Genomic DNA, 20,203 nt, shown 5'->3' with positions numbered 1-20,203 from the left:
TTAAGCGATCTTGTCGCCAAGATCAACATTCTCATCTGGCTTTAATAGGACAACCTCGTGATTTTTGGTCACAGCGCCGAGAACCAGGACTTCAGAGACAAAGCTGGCTATTTGCTTAGGAGGAAAATTTACAACAGCCACAACTAGTCGCCCCAAAAGCTGCTCCTTAGTGTATCTTTGGGTTATTTGAGCGCTGGACTTCTTAACGCCAAGCTTTCCGAAGTCTATGACAAGCTTGTAGGCTGGTTTGTGAGTCTCAGGGAAGCCTTCAACCTTGATGATTCGCCCAACCCTCATGTCAACCCTAAGAAAATCGTCGAAACTGATTGCTTTGCCCATTGCTTCACGACCTTTTCAGCAACATTAATGTTGCCTCATACCTCTTACGTATCCAGATAAATAGTTTAAATTTTGGTTTGCTTAGACACTGTTGTCAATCGCTTGCGGGGAAGAAGCATTTGGTCAGGCTTAAGGGATTCGAAAAGCTCACCAGCATAGACGAAGCCTTAGCCGTTTTCTTCAAGGCACTCAAACCAAAGACACTCAACGCCGGTCCAGTCGCAATTGAGAACGCGCTTGGACGCGTTGCTGCAGAAAACATAGTTGCGCCTACTGATCTGCCCCAATTCGACCGCTCCGCAGTCGATGGCTATGCGGTCAAGGCGGAAGACACTTTTGAGGCTTCTCAGCTTAAGCCCAAAGTCCTCAGGCTAACCGCTAAGAGTAGCATAAGCAAGGGACAAGGCAGACAAATATGGACTGGCAACCCGCTTTCCATCGGTGCCGACGCAGTCGTAATGCTGGAACATACTCAAACAACAAAAAACGCCATAGAAATAGCAGCGTCTCTTACGCCCGGCGAAAATGTTTCGAAAAAGGGCGAAGATATTAAGAAAGGCGAAGTGGCAGTCTGGGCTGGAACAAGACTTCAATCGCATCATCTTGCTCTGTTGGCTGCGCTTGGAATAACCCAAGTCAGAGCTGTGAGAAAACCCCGAGTAGCCACATTGTCAACTGGCAATGAGCTAGTGGAAATTGGCCAAAAACCCTCGGCGAACCAGATTGTGAACTCTAATCGCTTTTTGATCGCCGGTTTGTGTCGAGAATTGGACGCTGACCCAGTGTATCTGGGCATAGTTAAGGATGACGAAAACGCCATTGCGTCAAGAATTGAGGAAGGCTTAGAGAAAGCCGACATCGTTATAACGACTGGTGGAACAAGCGTGGGCGCCGCCGACCTTGTGCCCATTGTTGTGAGCAAATTGGGTAAGCCGGGAATCGTCGTACACGGCGTTGCTCTTCGACCTGGCATGCCGACTGCGCTTGGAGTGCTCAAAGGCAAGCCAATTTTCGTCTTGTCCGGCTATCCAGTTGCCGCGGCTGTTGGTTTCGAGGTGTTTGTGAGACCAACTCTGCTAAAGCTGTCGGGAGCGGAAAAAGAGACTCGCCCGATGATTCAAGCGCAACTCTCGAGGCGTGTGGCGGGAGCCTTAGGACGCCGAGTTTACCTTAGAGTCAAGGTTTCATTGCGCAAAGGCGCGTTTAATGTGCAGCCCATGGTTGCAAAGGGTTCAGGGCTTTTGTCCTCGCTGACTAAGGCTAACGGGTATGTGATTATTCCTGAAGATAGGGAAGGCCTACTTGAGGGAGAAATGGTAACTGTGCATCTTTTCAGCTCAGTCTCTGATGAGGAGAAGTGAAATTACATGTTCAGAAGGCTGGTGTCAGTGGACGAGGCTAAGAGCATCTTAGATCGGCACTATGTGCCTAAACCCGTAGGAGTCGAAGTGGTTTCGCTTTCGGAAGCCTACAGCCGCGTCCTAGCCAAAGATGTGGTCTCAGCGTTTGATATTCCGCCTTTTCACCGTTCAACAGTTGATGGCTACGCTGTTAAGGCTGCGGACACGTTTGGCGCTGAAGAAGACCAGCCATTAAGACTGAGGCTTGTTGGAAGGGTCAGCGTTGGCGAAGCTCCTAAGCTGAGGATTCAGAAAGGCGCTTTAGCCGAAATTGTGACGGGCGCGCCTGTACCTGTGGGTGCAGACGCAGTTGTTATGGTTGAGTACACGGAGCGACACGACAAGTTTGTTCTAATTCGCCAAGCGGTGTCAGTTGGCGAGAATGTGATGAAGGCCGGCTCCGACATCCACAAGGACGAAGTCGTACTGAAGAAGGATAAGGAGCTTTGGACCTATGAAATCGGCGCTCTGGCTGCTGTTGGATCTGCCAAGGTTGATGTGTATAGGCGTCCGCTTGTTGCTATATTTTCAACTGGTGCAGAAGTGGTTGAACCTGGTAAGCCGTTGACGTCGGGCAAAATCTTCGATATTAATGCTCATGCTTTGAGCAGTGCTGTTTTGGAATGTGGCTGCGAGCCTTTGAACATGGGCATTGTTCAAGACCAGCCTGAGAGAATGAAATCGGCTCTGCGGAAAGCACTTGAGACTGCTGATGTTGTCATTACTTCTGGTGGAGTGTCTGTTGGGCCTACTGACGTTATTCCGAAAGTTCTCAATACGTTGGGCAAGCCTGGCGTGATAGTATATGGGGTTGCTATCCGACCCGGAAAGCCGACATCGATTTCGATTGTAAATAGGAAGCCTATTTTCTCTCTACCTGGACATCCTGCTTCGTCGCTGTTGATCTTCCATATTTTCGTGCGACCCATCCTTATGCGTATGGCTGGCAGAAAAGAAGCGCCACCTATAACCGTGAAGGCCACTGTGCCAGAGCGGCTTTTTCCATCTAGAGGCAGACGAACCTACGTTACAGTCACGTTGAGCAAGGGGCGTTCCGGCAAACTTGTGGCTACACCTGTGCCCACGGGCTTATCAGGAGCGATTACAACCCTGTCCAAGGCAGACGGCTTCATCGTCATTCATGAGAGCCAGCAGTTTGTCGAGAAAGGCGCAACCGTGAATGCAGAATTGTTTAAGCCCAGCACCTATTATTCTCTATTGAGAGGAGAGCGCAAGTGAAAGTCGGAGTTGTGGGCTGCGGCCGAATCGCCACAGCGGTACACATGCCCTCTCTGAAGCACATCCAAGGCTACGACTTGGTTGCAGCCTCCGACTTGAATCAGGCTCGACTTGAAGAAGTCAAGCAAAAGTTTGAGATAGACGAAGCTTACGACGATTACAGGCGCATGCTGGCCAAGGCGGACATTGACGCTGTTCTTGTTTGCACGCCGCCTGAACACCATTTTCAAGTAGTTATGGACTCGCTTGAATGGGGCAAACATGTATTGTGTGAGAAGCCGCTTGCTTCAACCTTTGATGAAGCATTGACGGTGAAGAAAGCCTATGAGATGCAGCGCAAAACCGCGCCGCAACAACTCTTTCTCATGCCTGCGCACAACTTCATTTTCACGCCTTGTTTCGTTGAAGCTCTCAAAGTAGTTGAAAGCGGCAGAATCGGGAAAATAAAGAAAATTGATGCTTGCATCGCCACCAATTTGCAGTTCTATGGAGCTAAATCGGACTTTCGCAATCAAGCCAAATGTGGCGTTTTAGAAGACCTGTTTCCCCATCTGCTGTATCTTGTGCAACGTTTGGGCGGCCCACTGGAGAAAGTTGATTGCATTGAACCTCAGTTGAAAGGCGGCGTAGTCAGCGTTGTGGATGTTAAAGCCTCGCTAGCGCATGGTGCCCAAGCTGAACTGACGGCTAAGTGGATTGGACTTATGCCAACATTGAAGTTTGATGTGATTGGTGAAAACGGCGAGATCGAAATGAACATCCTACGCACGCCATACAATATCGCTGTGACGGAAAATGGTCAATCTCGCTCAATAAGTCTGGGGCCACGGCTGCGTCAGTACATAGATGTTCTGCGTTTCAAGCATCCCTCTTATGCCAATGAGCATTTGCACTTTCTCAAGTGCGCTCAAGGAGAAACTGAGCCGCAGGTGTCAGTAGATGACGGCGTAGAACTCGTCCGCGCTTTGAACACGGTGACAGACTGCTACCAAGGCAACGCATGTGCTTCACTGCTCAAAGGAGACACGGTAGTTGTTCTGCGTGAAAACGGAGACACAATCGACGCAACGGTGCAAAAATCAGTTGACATGTTAGGCGGCTTAGGCATCAAGAAAAACGACCTAGTGTTGGTCAAGCCGAACGTCTGCTTTCCGAAAAACCCAGACGGCATGATAATCACCGACCCGAAACTCTTAGGGGCTGTCTTGGACCTCGCCAAGAAAAAAAGCAAGAATGTAATAGTAGTCGAGTCCGACGCTGCCTCGGGCACCGCTGAAAAACGACTATCAAACACAGGCACCTTGGACGTAGTCAAGAAATGTGGCGCTGAGTTCTTCAATCTTAGCAAGGATGATGTGGAAGAACACAAAGTTGCAGGCTTGACTTTGGCTTTGCCTAAGATGGCGTTGCGAGCCGACTACATAATCAACGTGCCAAAGTTCAAAACCAACATGGACGTCATCCTTTCCATCGCAATGAAGAACATGTTTGGGTTTGTGGCTCCCCAGAAGAAAACATACCTTCATTCACGTCTCGCCGAAGTCGTCGTGTATCTGAACAAGATTGTTCGCCAAGACTTGATCATAACAGATGGGATAGTAGCCATGGAAGGCTTGGGACCAATTCTAGGCAACAAAGTGGATTTAGGCTTGATCATCAGCGGTCGCAACGCTGTGACAGTTGACGCCGCATGTTGCCAAATCGCCGGATTGAACCCGTATGCCGTTGAACCTCTATGGCGAGCGCATCAGCAAAACATGGGCGAAATAGACCCACAAAGAATCCACTTCGTAGGCGAAGACATAAACACGGTCAAATGCAAATTCAGCCGTCCAACACTGTCCAAGAACAACATTACCCAATTGGTCAAGACGGAATTGCGGCTTCGTCTCCGAAGGTAGGCGTGCGTCGAAAAGAATGGTGAAATTCTCAATTGTTATTCCAGCCTACAACGAAGAGAAATACATCAGGAAGACACTGCAGGTTCTGAGGAAACAAACCTACACTGATTATGAAGTAATAGTAAAAGATGGAAAAAGTCAAGATCGAACCGCACGAACCTCGAAGGAACTGGCAGACACAGTCATTTCTGCTTCAGACCGCTCCGCGGCAGATGCCAGAAATCAGGGCGCACGCCACGTGCACGGCGAGATCTTGGTGTTCATGGATGCCGACACTTTTTTGCCCTTTGATGCGCTTGAACGGTTTGCCAAACTAATGAAGGATGAAAGCGTAGTGGGCGTCAGCTGCCGAAAAATCCCGCAGAGTGGTGGCATAATAGACCGCGTGATGTACGAGTTCGTGAACTTTTCGACTTTTGCGTCAAGTAAGTTGAGGCTGGGAGGTGCCCATGGTAACTGCATGCTCATAAGGAGATCAATCTTCAAGCAAATTGGTGGCTTCAACCCAAACATAATTGTGGCTGAAGAACAGGAACTGGTCAGACGCGCCTTGAGATTTGGACGATACTTGTTTCTACTTGACTTTTATGTTGTGGAGAATCCGCGACGACTGCAGAAATGGGGACGACTCAGGCTTTATGTCGCTTGGCTGACTGGCATGTGGACAAGCTTCAGAGCTAGACAGAGGCGACGCTACGAGAAAGTGCGTTAAGCGTTCTTACGCTGGTTGAAACGTTTTCCTCTTGGCTGCAACATATACGAAAGAGACGAATGAAAGAACAATGAATACGACCAAGCTAACGTCCAAGAGTAATAGAGTCAGTTCTGAGCTAAATGAGTAAAGCGAAATTGAGCCGTAGAGAGTTGTTGTTCCAAATACAACTTGCGGAAAGAACAAGGCGACTACAAGCCAGACAACCCACTTTTTAACTGTGAACAACCCGTACGCTGCGATCAGGCTTAGAATGGCCAAGATGCCTATCCACACCATTTTAATGTCCACTAAAGCCAATGTTGCTAGTTGTAGTACACCAACGGCGGCGTAGAAGACCGTAAGTAGCAGAGCGTCGCGACGTTTGACCTTCAACCATGAAGCCAACTGGTTCATCCTCTTTTTAGCCTATTGCTAGTGCATGCGAATTAATAAATCTGTTACGGTGTCTTGGCTATGTGCTGTTAGGAAAGCGGACGGCGCGGAGCTCATCGGAAAGTCGGAAAGAAGAGAGAGAAAATCACTCGCCCGCGCCATTTCCCGCCGTTGAGGATCAGTTTACTTCGATCGGATGCTAGAGCCAGCAGTTACCGTTATGTTGTGGGCGTTCACTTCAAAGGAGCACGCCTTTTCACAGAAATCCACGCAGGGTCTTGTCTTCGTTGACCTCAACGGTTTCGGGCATTGCTCAACTTAGACTATGACATACGGCATATTTAACATTTGCGCTCAGACATCCGCTAACTCGGGCAAAGAGTTTAGAACAATTACATATCAATAAGATGGCATGAGCTATCGTGAACTCTACTCATCACCATCAGCAATATTTAGTGGTGTCCAGAAGCCATTTGTCCAAGCGCCTTACGTTATTTTAGGCGTTCCATTCGACATAACGAGCACATACCGAACTGGATCCAGATTCGCACCACTAGCTATTCGAGACGCATCTCTGAACATCGAAACCTACAGTTTCCGCTCGGGAATCGACATCGAGAACGTCCGCCTTCACGACTCAGGCGACCTGCACGTAACCAGCGACGTAAAAGAGACGCTGAGACGCCTTGAACTCGTCGAGAAAGAACTCGTTGGCGCCAAAAAGATTCCAGCCTTGATCGGCGGAGAACACACAATTACTTTAGGCGCAGCTCAAGCAGTGGGCAAAAACTTCGCCATACTCGATTTCGACGCCCACCTGGATCTGCGAGATGAGTACATGAATCTGAGGATCTCGCACACTACATTCATGAGACGCATCAACGAGCAAGCAAAGCCCACCAAGATAGTTGAAATAGGCACTCGCGCGGTTTGCAAGGAAGAATTAGACTACGCCAAGAAAGCAGGAATCAGCTTCATAACTACTCAGCAAATCCGAGAAGAAGGAATCAAAAAGACTACAGAGAAAATCTCCAAAATGCTTGGCGACATCAAAAAAATCTACTTGACTGTTGACATGGACGTGTTAGATCCTGCTTTCGCGCCAGCGGTTCAGAACCCTGAGCCTGACGGCCTATGCGCGCACATGTTTTACGACTTGCTAAGCGAAATCTGCGACGAACGGATTATTGCTTTTGACCTCGTTGAGGTCGCGCCTCCATACGACAATGGTGTAACAAGCATACAGGCTGCGAGAACCATATTCGAGATTCTGTCCGTACTTGAAAGCTCTTGAAATTAGCGGAATTGAGAAAAAGAGGCTTAAGGAGTCAAGCGTCTTCTTTCACAAGTTTTGCCACAAAAAAACCATTACAGTCATGAATGTGTGGGTATAACCTCTGACACTCGCTTAGCCCACGAAAACCTGGCAAGCCTAATCGAGGCGTCGTGGTTACAAGCTTGAACTCTGGGCGCCATCTCAAGAATCTCTCAATCAGCATCTCGTTCTCCTCTAGCGCAACGCTGCAGGTTGAATAGAGCAGGTGCCCGCCATCTTTCACTTGGCCTGCGCAGTTGTTAAGCATGTTCCATTGAATCTCTGCCATTGTGAAAACAGAACGCTTGGTCAAGCGCCACTTTGCTGAGGGAGTTTTGCCGAACGCTCCAGTACTGGTACAGGGCGGATCTAGAACCACAAGGTCTGCAGCTAAGGTTATTGGCAGTTGTCTTTGTGCATCCGCAATGATTGCTACCGAATTCTTGACGCCCATTCTCTTGGTCTCCCGTTTCCACTCCTGAATCCGCCGCCTAGAATAATCAATGGAGTAAATGGTGCCTTCATTCTGCATCAACTGCGCTAGATATGTGGTCTTGGCTCCAGGCGCCGCACAGATGTCCAAGACTGTGTCGCCCGGTTTGGGGTCTGCTACTTCAGCAGCGAAAGAACTTGCCTTGTCCTGTATGTAAAAGTAGCCTTCGCGAAAGCTCTGAGTGCGCATCAACGGTTTGCGAGTCTCAACCACTCTGTAAGCATGTTTCAAGAGGGGCTCCTTCTCCAAGGTCACGCCTTCCTCCCTCAGCATTTGAAGACACGTTTCCTCCGAGGCTTTGAGTGCATTGACGCGTATGAATGTGGGTGTCGACAGAGCAGCGCTTTCAAGAAAATTCAGTGCTTGGCCTCTTCCAAGCATCTTGAAGCAATATTTCACGAACCATGTTGGGTTGAACGTTCGAAGCGCCATTGTCTCCTCGTCTCCAGCGCCCTTGTAGACGTCGGTCAGCGGGAGGCTTAGTAGTTTCCCTAAAGCCTCTTCAACATCGTTTAACTGGTGCCAACCGAGTATCGAGCGTGCCATACTCGCCATCGCAACAGCTTCCTCTAGGTCAGCGCTTTCGAACAGCACTCTGCAGGCGTACAAGCGTAGAAAAGATTGAACGCCTAGTCTGTATTCGCCCAGCGATTTTGGAGCCAGGGCAATAGCTAGAGCTGAGTCAATGACGTTTAGGCGTCGCTGAGTTTCGAAAACAAGCTTGTGAGCCAAGCCAACAACCTTTGGATCTTGGATTGCCAGTTGCTTCGAGGCTCTAGCTAACGCGAGGCGTTCTCCAAGCCTCTGCAGTTCGATCCAGCTCAGGGTTTCTATGGCAAGTGCCCAAGCATCTTTAAGCAATGACGTTGCTCCGTTTGATTGGATACAGAAACCATGCGTCAAGATATGAGTTTTGCCAGAGATGTGTTAGCGAACATTTTAAGGCAGTCAGCCGAATATGGGTTGGGATAAAAACAGAAAATGAGCAGAAGCAGACTCGACCAGTACTTTGAGGCAGCGAAGCCCAAAGCGGAAGCCAAAACGGAAGAGAAAACCGAGCCCAGGCCATCAGTGAGCGCCCCGCTTGAGCAAAGGAGATCCCAAAAGAGAGACTTTGAAGCCCCGCCAAACCTTCCAGCCTCATATTTTGTCTCCGCAACGTACGACGGCGACCAGAGAAAAGCCTTAATCAAACTCTATGAACCCAAGTCTCAGCGAATCTACTTCTGGCGCGACAACAAAGGGCACAAACCCTACCTGTTGACAAACCTATCTCCCATAGAACTGGAGAAGATAGACCAGGTCATTAAACATCCCGGGTTCGACCACTTTGAAATCGTTGAAAAAAAAGACCCGTTACTCAACCGGGAAGTGCAATTGACAAGGCTTGTAACTAAGGACCCGTTGGCTGTAGGCGGTCAACCGCAGGGCACACTTCGCGACATCATTCCTCAACAATGGGAAAAAATGGGCATGAAACAACCCGCCAAAGTCTGGGAAGCCGCCATCAAATACTACCAAAACTACATTTACGACAATCAACTGGCGCCGGGCATGATTTACAAGGTCGAGAAAGGCGAACTTGTCCCTGTAAAGGACGAAGCTGCAGAAAGCAGCGTGAGGAAAATTCAGACTCTGTTCACAAACGAACCCAAAGAGTTCCTTCAACCCATCGAGAACTGGGCAAGGCTGCTGGAGTATCCTGTTCCCGAATTTCGAAGAGTCGCACTTGACATCGAAGTCGAGACGCCCACAACTGTAATCGAGGGCAAACTTACCTTTCGCGTGCCAGATCCACGCTTTGCAGATCACTTGGTCTATTGTGCTTCCCTTACCGGCTCCGACGGTATGAAACGGGTTCTGCTTTTGAAACGCCCCGGCATTCGGGAAGGCACGGTTAAGATCCCGGCAGACGTGATTGTGATTTACTGCAATACTGAGAGGGAGTTGCTTCAAGGGATTTTTGACGTTTTGTGGGACTACCCCTTTGTGATTACTTTCAACGGCGACGACTTCGATCTTCACTATCTCTTTAACCGAGCAACACGGAAGCTAGGTTTTAGACCCAACGACGTGCCGATTGAGGTGGGAAGGAAAACTTGCCTCTTAGAATATGGCGTGCACATTGATCTCTACAAGTTCTTCTTTAATAGATCCATCCAAATCTACGCTTTTGGACAAAAGTACAAGGACGTAACTCTTGACGATATAGGCAAAGCACTGGTAGGCATGAGAAAAATCGAGCTGAGCAACGGGCTTAATGATTTAACATACACTGAGTTGGCTCAGTATTGTTTGCAGGATGCTGAAATCGCCCTGCAGCTGACAAGTTTCGACGACGACTTGGTCATGAAGCTGATTTTAGCCATTACACGGATTAGTCGCATGCCTATGGAAGATGTGAGTCGGCAGGGTGTATCCCGTTGGATACGTAATTTCCTGCAGTTTGAACACCGCAAACTGGGCATGTTGATTCCGAACACTGATGATATTTTGGCGGTTAAAGGCAAAACTGTTACAAAGGCGATCATTAAGGGCAAGAAGTACAAGGGCGCAATCGTGGTTGAGCCTGTTCCAGGCGTGCACTTCAATGTGGCAGTGATGGATTTTCCCAGTTTGTATCCCTCGTTAATCAAGGTTTACAATTTGGGATATCAATCGATTATGTGCCCACATGAAGAGTGCAAGGAGAACAAGATACCTGGGACGCCGCATTGGGTGTGCACAAAACAGAAAGCGTTAGAGAGCCTTTTGATTGGTTCGCTGCGTGACTTGCGAGTCAAATGGTACAAGTCAAGAGCTAAGGACAAAACTTTGCCTAGCGAACTGCGAAGCTGGTACAACGTTATCCAAGCTGCGTTGAAAGTCATCTTGAACGCCAGCTATGGTGTCTTCGGCGCTGAAACCTTCGATTTGTACTGCCCGCCGGTAGCTGAGGCTACAGCCGCGTTGGGTAGACATTCAATCACGCAGATCATTAACGAAGCGCAGAAGCTGGGCATACAAGTAATCTATGGTGACACAGACAGCATTTTCTTGAAGAATCCGTCGGATAGCCAAATCAGCTCTTTAGCCAAGTGGTCTGAGAAAGAACTACACATGGAGCTCGACGTTGACAAAGTGTACCGTTACGCGGTTTTCAGCAGCCGCAAGAAGAATTATTTAGGCGTCACTTCAGAAGGCACGGTTGACGTTAAAGGCTTGACTGGCAAAAAGAAGCACACTCCACCGTTAATCAAGGAATCTTTCGACCTTATGAAAAACCGTTTGAGCCAAGTGAAGACCCCAAACGATTTTGAGGACGCCAAGAAGGAGATTCAGAGCATTATTAGAGACAGCTATCTGAAACTCAAGAGACGGGAATGGAAGCGAATTGAGGATTTAGCGTTCAACATAGTTCTTGGTGAAGCACCAGAGCATTACACTAAGACCATTCCGCAACATGTAAGGGCTGCCAAAATTCTGCAGGAGAAGAAATATGAACTAAAAGCTGGCGACTTGATCAGCTTTGTTAAGGTAGTGAAGGAACCGCATGTGAAACCCGTTCAGTTGGCTTCCAGTAGCGAAGTAGATGTGGACAAGTATGTGGGTTATCTGCAATCCACATTTGATCAAGTACTAGATGCGCTGGGCTTGGACTTCACAGAAATTATTGGACTGACAAAACTGGAACGATTCATGTAGATAGCACTTTTAGCCCTCGAGACTTCAGCGGTCCAATAATTGCGGGTCTACTAAGTATTGTCAGCAGACCATAACCTATGACCGCTATCGCTACCCAGCTACTCAAAGTGATGCTCACTATCATGGCTGCCCACACGGGCATTGAAAGCCCAATTATGTCTGGAGGTTCAAAAAAGAGCCATAGATATCCGCCGACTATTACTCCGATAGGTATTCCGCCCGCAATGCAAGCTAGAAGTCTACGTTTTCTTAATGTCATGACGAGGATAGCCGCGATGAGGTTAGCAATTGGCCCGAAGGCTACATCTACGGGACCAAGGAAGTAGTAGGCATTTGTAAGAAACCCGCCCAACGTTACACCAGCTACCATTGGCCACCCGAATAGAGCTGAGAGAGCTATGAGGCAGTCGGCTACTCGAAGCTGAATCGGCCCGTAGATCGAAGGGTTTCCGACTAGAAGGGCTTGAAGGATGTTGATTACAACGTAGAGGCTTGTGAAAACAGCAAATAGGCTTACGTCTCTTGCATCCAATTTCTCATCTCCTACACCGGGGTTTGTGTTTTTTCTGCTTGGCGGAACGGGTGGAGATGATGCCACTCACCCGCCAGACGCACATTACAGTACGTGGCTTTTGGTTAAAAGCGTTCCGAAGAGTGTAGAAAGTGAATGAATGCATTTGATGTGATAGTCTTAAATTCCTAAACTGCGAGGAGAAATGGTTGAGGCGGTGAAATAATGAATTTGTCAGTGTTTTTCCTGCTTTGGTCAGCTGTTTTTCTGGCTCCGATACCGCCAACAAGAGCACATTTTCGTTATCTGCCACGTCTAGTAACGTTCCTAGTTGGATTGTTTCTTTTCTTGATTTTTGCGGGGGCACTAACGCCGCTTAGCCTGTTTGTGTACTGGCTGATCTACGTTCGACTGTTCCTCGCTTTGCTAGAATATGCTTTCCAGTTTATGGGAAAGAGAGAGGTTGCGGAAAAGGAGGAAAATTTTCCGCATGTTTCCTTTGGACGTCGACGAGGGTTTAGAATAGCGACTCGCATAGGTCCCAAAGTTCTCGCCCTTCTCTTCGTTTTATTTCTCTTCTCTGCCATGGTGGGAATAGTCTTCACACAGGTTCAGCGTGTAAGCAATGCGCATTACTTCAGGAGCTTCATTCAGCCGAAGTCAGGCTTGCCCTTTAACGGTTCAATACCAGACAACCGTGTGCGGTTGGTGACGCAGGAATTAGCCATTTCGGTGGCGAGAAGGCACATGTCCGAGTTTGGGAGCAACGTGAAAGTCATAGACACGCATATTACGAAAACTCTTGAAGGCAAACTAGTCTGGCTAGCAGTAATAAGCTCAACCAACGTGTTGGCTGAAAACTATGTGAAAGGTTTCATCATAATAGACGCAACTGATCCTGTTGCCATACCACAAATAGTGGAAAGGGAGTTCACTGTGGGCGATGGGTTGTGGTGGGACCGTAACATCATATTCCGCTCATACTTGGATGACATAACCTACAGTTATGGCGTGGCTTATCCCACATGGAGCGCGGAAACTAGGGATTTGGTTTATGTTGTGGCACGTTACAACGTTGGGTTTGATTTGGTGCGAAGATATGCCGGACTCGTGGTTTATGACTCCGAAGGCAAAGTCATCGAAAGCTACATGGAGCTACAGGCTCTCCCTGACTGGGCAACTCAAGTCTACGATGAAGACTGGATAGAGCGCATGATCAGCGAGTGGGGCACGTTTCGAAGAGGCGAATCCTTTGACTATTGGGCAGGCGGCTTCCTTTGGGTCATCCCGCCCAGCCGAGACCGCGTTGAAATGTCAGAAGACACGCGTTACATCGTTGATCCCGAAACCGGTGACATTGTTGCCATGGTTATGGTCAACCCGATCGCAAGTCAAAGAACTTTAGCCGGAGTTTTCAAAGCCACAAAGGAAGGCGTGTTCTTTCACGACTATCAACAGGAGAAGTACATTTCAGGCACAACCGCTGAAGACATCGTTGAGGGAAAGCTGCCAAAGCCTGCAGCTGGTTTCTACAACGCTGAAATGCCGCTTCTGTATCCAATCGAGGTTTCCGAAGGCATTTCAAGACTCGCATGGTACATACCGATTTATTGGAGGGAAGGAACCGGCGCAGCTGACGAGACAATTTACCTTGCAGGCTTTGCAATCATCGACGCCCTAGACATAAACGCGATAACCACAAACATTGCGGGAGGCGGACTCTCCAGCGAGCAAATTGTCCGCTCGACAAGACTTCAGTTCCTAAAGCTGTTCGGTGCCGTAACCTCGGTAAAGCTCGAGGCGACGGTAGAAGACGCGCAAGAATATGTTAGAGACGGAGTGACCCATGTGGTTCTGCGAGTGGCGAACGCTACCTACCCGTGGATTGAAGCGAATGCAAATGATTTGCCGACTCAGCAATGGTATGAGCTTCTGTCAACAAAAAAGGACGACATGGTAGTTGCAGATATTGAGAGACGCGGCGAAACATGGACCGTAGTGGGTTTTGACAACTTAGCCATTCCGTGACTGTCCCTATGACGTTTTCGTTTCTCTGCAACATTCATATACTTATCGTGCAGCAATTATGCCGTGGAATCAAAGTCATACGTAGGGTTCACTATGCCCGCTATCAAGCGTGAAGAGTGGAGTCGCCACTTCGGCAAATGGTTCAGAAATGTGTTGATGAAAGCGGAAATCATGGACTACCGCTATCCAGTGAAGGGCATGGCTGTTTGGCTGCCCTATGGTTTCAAGATACGCAGGAACATGCTTCAAACACTGCGTAATCTGCTTGACGCGACTGGGCACAATGAAGTGTTGTTTCCATTGCTGATTCCTGAAACTTCGTTGTCGAAGGAGTCGGCGCACATGAAGAATTTTGAGGGTCAAGTGTTCTGGATAACGAGAGGCGGACTGACCCCCTTAGATGTGAAGTTGGCGCTTAGACCGACAAGCGAAACTGTTATTGCGCCGATGCTTAAGCTGTGGATTCGTTCTCACGCAGATCTGCCTTTAAAAATGTACCAAATTGTGAACGTGTTCCGCTACGAGACTAAGGCAACTCGACCTTTGATCAGAATGCGCGAAGTGGACAATTTCAAAGAGGCACACACAGTTCACGCCACTGAGGAAGAGGCAGATGCGCAGATTAAGGAAGCAATTATAATCTACCAGAAATTCTTCGACACAGTAGGCTTGCCATACAAGATAACCAAGCGACCAGAATGGGACAAGTTTGCAGGAGCTGAGTACTCGATTGCGTTTGATCAGGTTTTGCCTGATGGCCGAACTCTTCAAAACGGAACTGTGCACAAGTTGGGACAGAACTTCTCGAAAGCCTTCGACGTAGCTTATGAAACCGAGAAAGGCGACAGAAAACATGTGTGGCAAACATGCTATGGCATAAGTGGGCGGCCAATTGTGGGCATGTTGGCGGCGCATGGTGACGATAATGGCGCGGTTTTGCCGCCTAGCGTTGCGCCTATTCAGGTTGTGGTCATTCCGATTCCGTACAAAGGTATGGAGAAACAGATCAACGGAACATGTGAAGCCCTTGTAGACAAGCTGAGGAAAACAGACGTTCGAGTTGAGCTTGATCAGCGGGCAGACTTGACTCCTGGCGCCAAGTACTATTACTGGGAGCTGCGCGGTGTGCCCATTAGGCTTGAGATTGGTCCCCGAGATGTGAAGGAGGACAAAGTGACAGTTGTGCGTAGGGATTCAATGGAGAAGCAAGCATGCGGGACCGATGATGCCGTGAAAGTTGTTCGGGACACGCTTGAAGCAATCATGAAGGACTTGAAGCAAAGAACTTGGCAATGGATGAGGGAACACGTGCATAGAGCCAACAGCTTGGAGGAGGCAAGACGGTTGATCAGGCGTCGAGAGGGCATAGTTGAAGTCTTGTGGTGTGGCAGCGCGGAGTGTGGGCACAAACTTGGAGAAGACTTGGACGCTGATGTCTTGGGCACTCCTGAAGACTTGGAGGAGAAGGTGAAGGGCAACTGCGTTGTCTGCGCGAAAAGGGCTGAGAATATTCTTAGGGTTGCAGTTGCCTATTAGAGATTTCCGTTGACACTCTGGCGTCTGCAAAGATGAGGTGGGAAAACTCGTGCTTGAAAATGAATCTGAAAGATACTGGGAAATCGCACTGAAAGAAAGCGCACACGTTATCGTGACACGCGTAGCCTGTCTCAGAAGGAGACCTAACGTTCTCATAATTTGTGGTCCGCACAACAAAGTGCTTGCTGAATACGTTATGTTGGAATCACAGAGAATAGGTGCGCATCCCCAGCTTTGCACGTTTGATGAAGAATTCTATCTCACAAGCTTGAAAGACGATTCTGCAACCCTGACAAATGCCGTGCTCAAGCACACATGCTCTCTTGTCGAAAAGTCCCATGTGATCGTGTGGTTGAGCCAGTTCGAAGATATCGACAGACTACCTGTGGACATCCGAAAGGTTGTTTATTCTTTTTGGGACTCGGTTTACGAGGCGGCGAAGCCCAAGCCGCGTTTATTTGTGAATCTACCATCGCCTAAGTACATTCGGTTGATAGGAATCAACTACTTGGAGTTTTTTGCGGCTTTCATAAACGCGGTCAAAGTTGACTACAATGAGCTTCGAGAAACCGGATTAGCCATAGCCTCGAGACTGATTGAAAAGAAGTTCGTACATGTTTATCATACGAATGGTACGGATATGGAATTTAGTATTGAGGGCAGACGCGTCGGAGTTGAGTCTGGAACCCTTGAAGACTGTTATGCTACTGGTCGCGAATGCGGTGTCGATGTTCCAGCGGGTGAGGTATATGTGGCTCCCGTCGAAACCTCGGCAAATGGCATAGTTGTGGCTGACGAATACAAAGACTACGGTTTGAGAGGACTGAGGCTCCAGTTCAAGAATGGGCGAATAGTTGATTTCAAAGCTGAAAGAGGAGAAGACGTTTTCAGGAAACTGCTGGAGGAAGCGGAAGGCGACAAAGACAGAATTGGCGAGTTCGGCATAGGAACAAATCGTGGTTTGAAACCCGTTGGCTGGAGCATATACGATGAAAAAGCCTTTGGAACGGCGCATATTGCCATTGGTAACAACGTTCATCTGGGCGGCGCCAACAAAGCATCAATGCATTTGGACTTTGTTTTAGACAAACCAACCATAAAAGCCGACAATGAAATAGTGATGGAAAAAGGAAGATTCGTAGAATAGCTGAAAACTAAGTTCTCTTGGTTGCGTCGTCTGTTCAAGTCACTTGGTGTTCTTCGCCTTGCTTGAGCAGAACCACTTTGATGTTTGATTTTGCCTCAACCTTCTTCTTGAGCTCTGCTGGGTTTGTGTCCCATCGGTGCATTGGGATTACAGTCTTTGGCTTGAAGGCTAAGGCTGCTTCTGCGGCATCGTTGTTGTCCATGGTGTATGTGTCTCCGCTTGGCAATAGGGCTACGTCAACATTACTTAGCTGACGCATTTCCTGGATGAAGTCGGTGTCTCCTGCATGATAGATAATCTTGCCGTCAGCCGTTATCAAGTAGCCAACACCGAGTCCCTTGGGATGAAACGGCGTGCCCGGCGACCTGAAACGCTTGACGTTATAAGCCTCGACGGCTTTGACCCTGAAGTTGCCGACGATTGTTTCTTCGCCAGCTTTGAGCGCCTTGACGTTTCCACCTATTTTTGGTGCGCAGTCCGCTGGGGCAATGATTACAGTGTCAGGCTTGCGCGCCTCGTTGATTTTCAATGTGTCGCAGTGGTCATAATGAGAATGCGTCACCAAGATTAAATCAGCTTTCCCAGAGATTTCACCAGATTTTTCGGGGTCAACGTAGATAATTTTTCCCTGAGCTTTGATCTGGAAGCCCGCGTGACCCAACCACTTTATAGAAACTGGCATTCAACCACCAATTTTTCCTTACACCAGTTTCAACCTATATTCTTTTGCGCACACATTACGGAGCAAGCTACATCAAGTGTTTGATGATCAAGATGCCCGGCGCTCCAGCAGCGCAATCTCAACTTAAATGTCGCCGCCAAAGATGCTGCTTTGCTCAAGTTCCTTGCCTGATTTGTCCAGTTTTATCTGTCCAACTTGAATCGAGGCGGTGTTCTTCTTCACGTTGGTATAAACCTTAAGCACCCGACGCTCGTAGTCAAGCTCTTCGATTACGCCTATACCGAGGAAACTCCCGTCTTTATCATGCAACGCTACCAAGAGGCCTTCTTCGTCGCCTTCCCATGCAATTCTTACTTTCTTCTTAACCGTGTCTTCAAGGGTTTTGGCTATTTCCTCGTCCGCCCACTGCTCTTTGGTCAGAGCAATAAAAATTGAATCTGGCGTTTCTTCACAGTAAAGCGGTGCAGTTCCAATCTGCTTCACGATTTCCTCGATCAGTTTTCTCGATGGCGACACGCCTGACCCAAACGGGGCACCTGAAACCTTAATCCAGTTCAGCGGAAATGACTGGATTGCAGCGCCTTTAAGATATTTCTTGTAGCCCAACTCGCGCAGGAGTTTGCGTTCTTCACGGTCTCTTTTGCGTATAGATGGTGAAGATTCGACTGCAATAGTCTTGATTTCGGTCAACGCGCCTAAAAGGAAAGTCAACTCATTCTGTTCCTGAAGGCCAATAAGTATGCTGGGTCTGATGCGCTTCGCCAACGCCAGCTTGTAACGAACGGCGTCTTCGCCTTCAACCCAGCCGTCTGTGTTGACTATTAGAAGGTCGACTCCACGCTTGAGAGCCTTTTCAGTCATTCTGCCAATTCCATCAACAACCTCGTTTACTGCACTGCTTGGGCTTGTGACCCCGATAAAGCAAATGTCTTCAGCGCCGATGTCGAAGGGGTCTCGAATCGGTTTGGTTATGCGACATGAACCGATAGTGGAAGGAGGCCCTACATCTGCTTGTCCCAAGTCTGCGTCAACAATGGTTACCCGCCATTTCTCCCTTAAAGCCATGTTAGTCAGATAAGCGCAGAAACTGGTCTTGCCTACATCAATCGCGCCAACAATCATGGCAATAAGTGGTTTGTTTTTGTCAGTCAAAACGGTCTGGACGGCGGCTTCCCAAGATTTTGGGATTGTGCTGTCTGCGACGTCGTTTGTGGCTCCTTTGTCGCCCAGCATTACCTCAAACTCTGCCTTAGCGGTCACATAGAAGGGGACACGTTTGCTCTCGCGTATCACCATTTTTGAGTTTAGTTTGAGCCTCGCGCCAAGGATTTGAGCCTCGCCTGATAGCAAAGTAACAGATGCTGGTCCATCAACGAGCAGTGTCTTGTTTGCTTCAGCTGTTCGCTTCACTGATTTTCTGTCGCTCCTTTTCTCAGGTAGATTTGACCTCGGCGTTCTGCGATTTTGACTGCTGCCATGGCGTGTCTCAACCGACGCTTATGAACCGTTTGGCTTCCTAGGCGGCTTGTTCCAGCCTCATGGACTACTTCTATTGTTACATCCTTTGGCAGGGTTTCATCCAAGAGTGGCAGGAAATCAGATGTGTAAGATGGTGCCAAGTTGCCGACCTTCACCATTCTAAACGCTGCTTGATGTTTGCTGAAGATCTCTGCAATAGTTTTTGCGGTTTCGTCCAGACTGGTGCATGTCAATGTTTCAAGCACGTTGCCGTCGCTTAGGACTGCTATGCCGAAGGTTTTTCCCGGGTCAACGCCTATGGCTATTGTTTCAAAGGTTTTCTTGCCTCGAATTAGCTTAGCAGCTTCATCGACTACAGCGGTTGGAGAAGAATTCAACTTGTAAACCAAGACTTGGGGATGACTAATTAGTGCGCGTTCTTCTTCGGTTGTTATAACAACTTGCACCGTGAGGGGCACAAGCTCATACGGTGTCAGGCTGAGAAAGTCGATTCCTCGGGCTTTCAACTCGTTCACCAAATAGTAGTAGGCTTTGCCTGAAACAGTGGCGACGGCTATCTTGGCTTCCATGCTTGAAGTCATCGTATGCATTACAACGCAGAAAATTATTAACTTTGGCTATCAATATTCCATTCAAAGCGATGTGACTGGTGGTTTGCAGAGCACGACGCGAACGGTGCCCACGGGCTGCAACGGACTGGACAGACTCTTGAGCGGAGGCTTGCATCCAGGCAGTGTTACGTTGATCTATGGAGAAGCTGAAACAGGCAAAACCAGCCTAGCTATACAATGCGCTGTGAACGCCACGCGCATGGGTTACAAAGTGATATTCATTAATCCGGACGCGAGCTTCAATCCGCGACGGTTAGCGCAGATAGCCAGTCACGACTTGAACGAAGTCGCGCCCAAAATAACACTGATACAGCCCACTACATTTCAGGAGCAAACATTGGCAATAGACCGTTTGGACCAATACTTGACGCCACAGGTGGGACTGATCGTCGTGGACACGATTACGTCGCTTTACCGAGCTGAGTTCGACAAGTCGAAACAGAAGACCTTCAACATGAACCGTGAACTGGGTCGCCAACTAGCCATTCTTGCGCAAATAGCCAAAACGCGGAAAATAGCCACGTTGATCACTAGTCAAGTTCGAAGCGTTTTCTTGGAGGGTCTTGTTGCAGTTGAGCCTGTTGCCACTCGTGTTGTGAAGTTCTGGTCTGACACTGTATTAAACATGAGACCAGCCGACCACAAGAATACCATAAAGGTCCTTTTAGAGAAGCATGCACAGCGCCCAGATCGCGTGAACTGTTATATTTCAATTGAGGAAAACGGAGTCTGCGACTGCCGATAAACATGG

General features: G+C 48.5%; 17 protein-coding genes. 10 read left to right on the top strand and 7 right to left on the bottom strand.

The features are described from left to right. Positions 1-339 carry a tRNA-binding protein gene (locus VJ249_02445; protein HKZ93428.1) on the bottom strand — a complete coding sequence of 113 codons (339 nt, stop codon included), beginning with the start codon at positions 337-339 and terminating at the stop codon, positions 1-3. Between the two features lie 119 nt (positions 340-458). On the opposite strand from VJ249_02445, the gene glp (VJ249_02440) reads away from it, so the two are divergent. Genes glp (VJ249_02440) through VJ249_02425 form a run of 4 tightly spaced genes read left to right on the top strand, consistent with a single transcriptional unit; the run spans position 459 to position 5,591 of the window. Beyond that, entirely contained in the window at positions 459-1,700 is a 1,242-nt protein-coding gene (gene glp, locus VJ249_02440; protein HKZ93427.1) for a gephyrin-like molybdotransferase Glp, read from the top strand. A gap of 6 nt (positions 1,701-1,706) precedes the next feature. Then, a complete protein-coding gene (gene glp / locus VJ249_02435; protein ID HKZ93426.1) occupies positions 1,707-2,978 on the top strand; it encodes a gephyrin-like molybdotransferase Glp in 1,272 nt (423 codons plus the stop codon). Beyond that, entirely contained in the window at positions 2,975-4,879 is a 1,905-nt protein-coding gene (locus VJ249_02430; GenBank protein ID HKZ93425.1) for a DUF362 domain-containing protein, read from the top strand. The genes glp (VJ249_02435) and VJ249_02430 overlap by 4 nt, the downstream gene beginning before the upstream one ends. A gap of 16 nt (positions 4,880-4,895) precedes the next feature. Further along, positions 4,896-5,591 (top strand): glycosyltransferase, encoded by a 696-nt coding sequence (locus VJ249_02425; protein ID HKZ93424.1) that lies wholly within the window; start codon positions 4,896-4,898, stop codon positions 5,589-5,591. Between the two features lie 6 nt (positions 5,592-5,597). Here the strand turns inward: VJ249_02425 and VJ249_02420 are convergent, their stop codons facing one another. Then, a complete protein-coding gene (locus VJ249_02420; protein ID HKZ93423.1) occupies positions 5,598-5,978 on the bottom strand; it encodes a hypothetical protein in 381 nt (126 codons plus the stop codon). Between the two features lie 400 nt (positions 5,979-6,378). Between VJ249_02420 and speB the strand changes: the two genes are divergently transcribed. Further along, positions 6,379-7,260 (top strand): agmatinase, encoded by an 882-nt coding sequence (gene speB, locus VJ249_02415; GenBank protein ID HKZ93422.1) that lies wholly within the window; start codon positions 6,379-6,381, stop codon positions 7,258-7,260. 34 nt (positions 7,261-7,294) lie between these two features. On the opposite strand, the gene VJ249_02410 is transcribed toward speB, so the two are convergent. After that, complete coding sequence (locus tag VJ249_02410) at positions 7,295-8,635, bottom strand: NOL1/NOP2/sun family putative RNA methylase (protein HKZ93421.1); 1,341 nt, start codon at positions 8,633-8,635, stop codon at positions 7,295-7,297. Between the two features lie 120 nt (positions 8,636-8,755). Between VJ249_02410 and VJ249_02405 the strand changes: the two genes are divergently transcribed. Then, complete coding sequence (locus VJ249_02405) at positions 8,756-11,458, top strand: DNA-directed DNA polymerase I (GenBank protein HKZ93420.1); 2,703 nt, start codon at positions 8,756-8,758, stop codon at positions 11,456-11,458. Here VJ249_02405 and VJ249_02400 read toward each other — a convergent pair. Then, positions 11,451-12,056 (bottom strand): QueT transporter family protein, encoded by a 606-nt coding sequence (locus VJ249_02400; protein HKZ93419.1) that lies wholly within the window; start codon positions 12,054-12,056, stop codon positions 11,451-11,453. The two genes, VJ249_02405 and VJ249_02400, sit on opposite strands and share 8 nt — an antisense overlap. Before the next feature lie 138 nt (positions 12,057-12,194). Here VJ249_02400 and VJ249_02395 point away from each other — a divergent pair, with 138 nt between their 5' ends. The 3 genes from VJ249_02395 (at position 12,195) to VJ249_02385 (ending at position 16,680) form a co-directional block, all read left to right on the top strand. Further along, positions 12,195-13,997, top strand: a complete 1,803-nt coding sequence (locus tag VJ249_02395; protein HKZ93418.1) for a hypothetical protein — start codon at positions 12,195-12,197, stop codon at positions 13,995-13,997. 63 nt (positions 13,998-14,060) lie between these two features. Beyond that, on the top strand, positions 14,061-15,533 hold the full coding sequence (gene proS, locus VJ249_02390) for a proline--tRNA ligase (GenBank protein HKZ93417.1): 1,473 nt from the start codon (positions 14,061-14,063) through the stop codon (positions 15,531-15,533). Positions 15,534-15,582: 49 nt separating this feature from the next. Next, on the top strand, positions 15,583-16,680 hold the full coding sequence (locus tag VJ249_02385) for an aminopeptidase (protein HKZ93416.1): 1,098 nt from the start codon (positions 15,583-15,585) through the stop codon (positions 16,678-16,680). Positions 16,681-16,714: 34 nt separating this feature from the next. On the opposite strand, the gene VJ249_02380 is transcribed toward VJ249_02385, so the two are convergent. The 3 genes from VJ249_02380 to VJ249_02370 all read right to left on the bottom strand — a co-directional run bounded on the left by VJ249_02380 (position 16,715) and on the right by VJ249_02370 (position 19,410). Then, on the bottom strand, positions 16,715-17,362 hold the full coding sequence (locus tag VJ249_02380; protein ID HKZ93415.1) for an MBL fold metallo-hydrolase: 648 nt from the start codon (positions 17,360-17,362) through the stop codon (positions 16,715-16,717). Positions 17,363-17,485: 123 nt separating this feature from the next. Continuing rightward, entirely contained in the window at positions 17,486-18,772 is a 1,287-nt protein-coding gene (locus VJ249_02375; GenBank protein HKZ93414.1) for a Clp1/GlmU family protein, read from the bottom strand. Continuing rightward, positions 18,769-19,410: a hypothetical protein gene (locus tag VJ249_02370; GenBank protein ID HKZ93413.1), complete on the bottom strand. Its 642-nt coding sequence runs from the start codon at positions 19,408-19,410 to the stop codon at positions 18,769-18,771. Before VJ249_02370 ends, VJ249_02375 begins: the two co-directional genes overlap by 4 nt. Between VJ249_02370 and VJ249_02365 the strand changes: the two genes are divergently transcribed. Then, entirely contained in the window at positions 19,409-20,197 is a 789-nt protein-coding gene (locus VJ249_02365) for an ATPase domain-containing protein (GenBank protein ID HKZ93412.1), read from the top strand. The two genes, VJ249_02370 and VJ249_02365, sit on opposite strands and share 2 nt — an antisense overlap. Positions 20,198-20,203 lie beyond the last annotated feature (6 nt).

The organism is Candidatus Bathyarchaeia archaeon (assembly GCA_035283685.1).
In the GTDB taxonomy this organism is placed as follows: Archaea; Thermoproteota; Bathyarchaeia; order Bathyarchaeales; family Bathyarchaeaceae; genus DATETJ01.
Note: the sequence above shows the minus strand (reverse complement) of the source record. Positions and strands in the feature narration are given on the sequence as shown.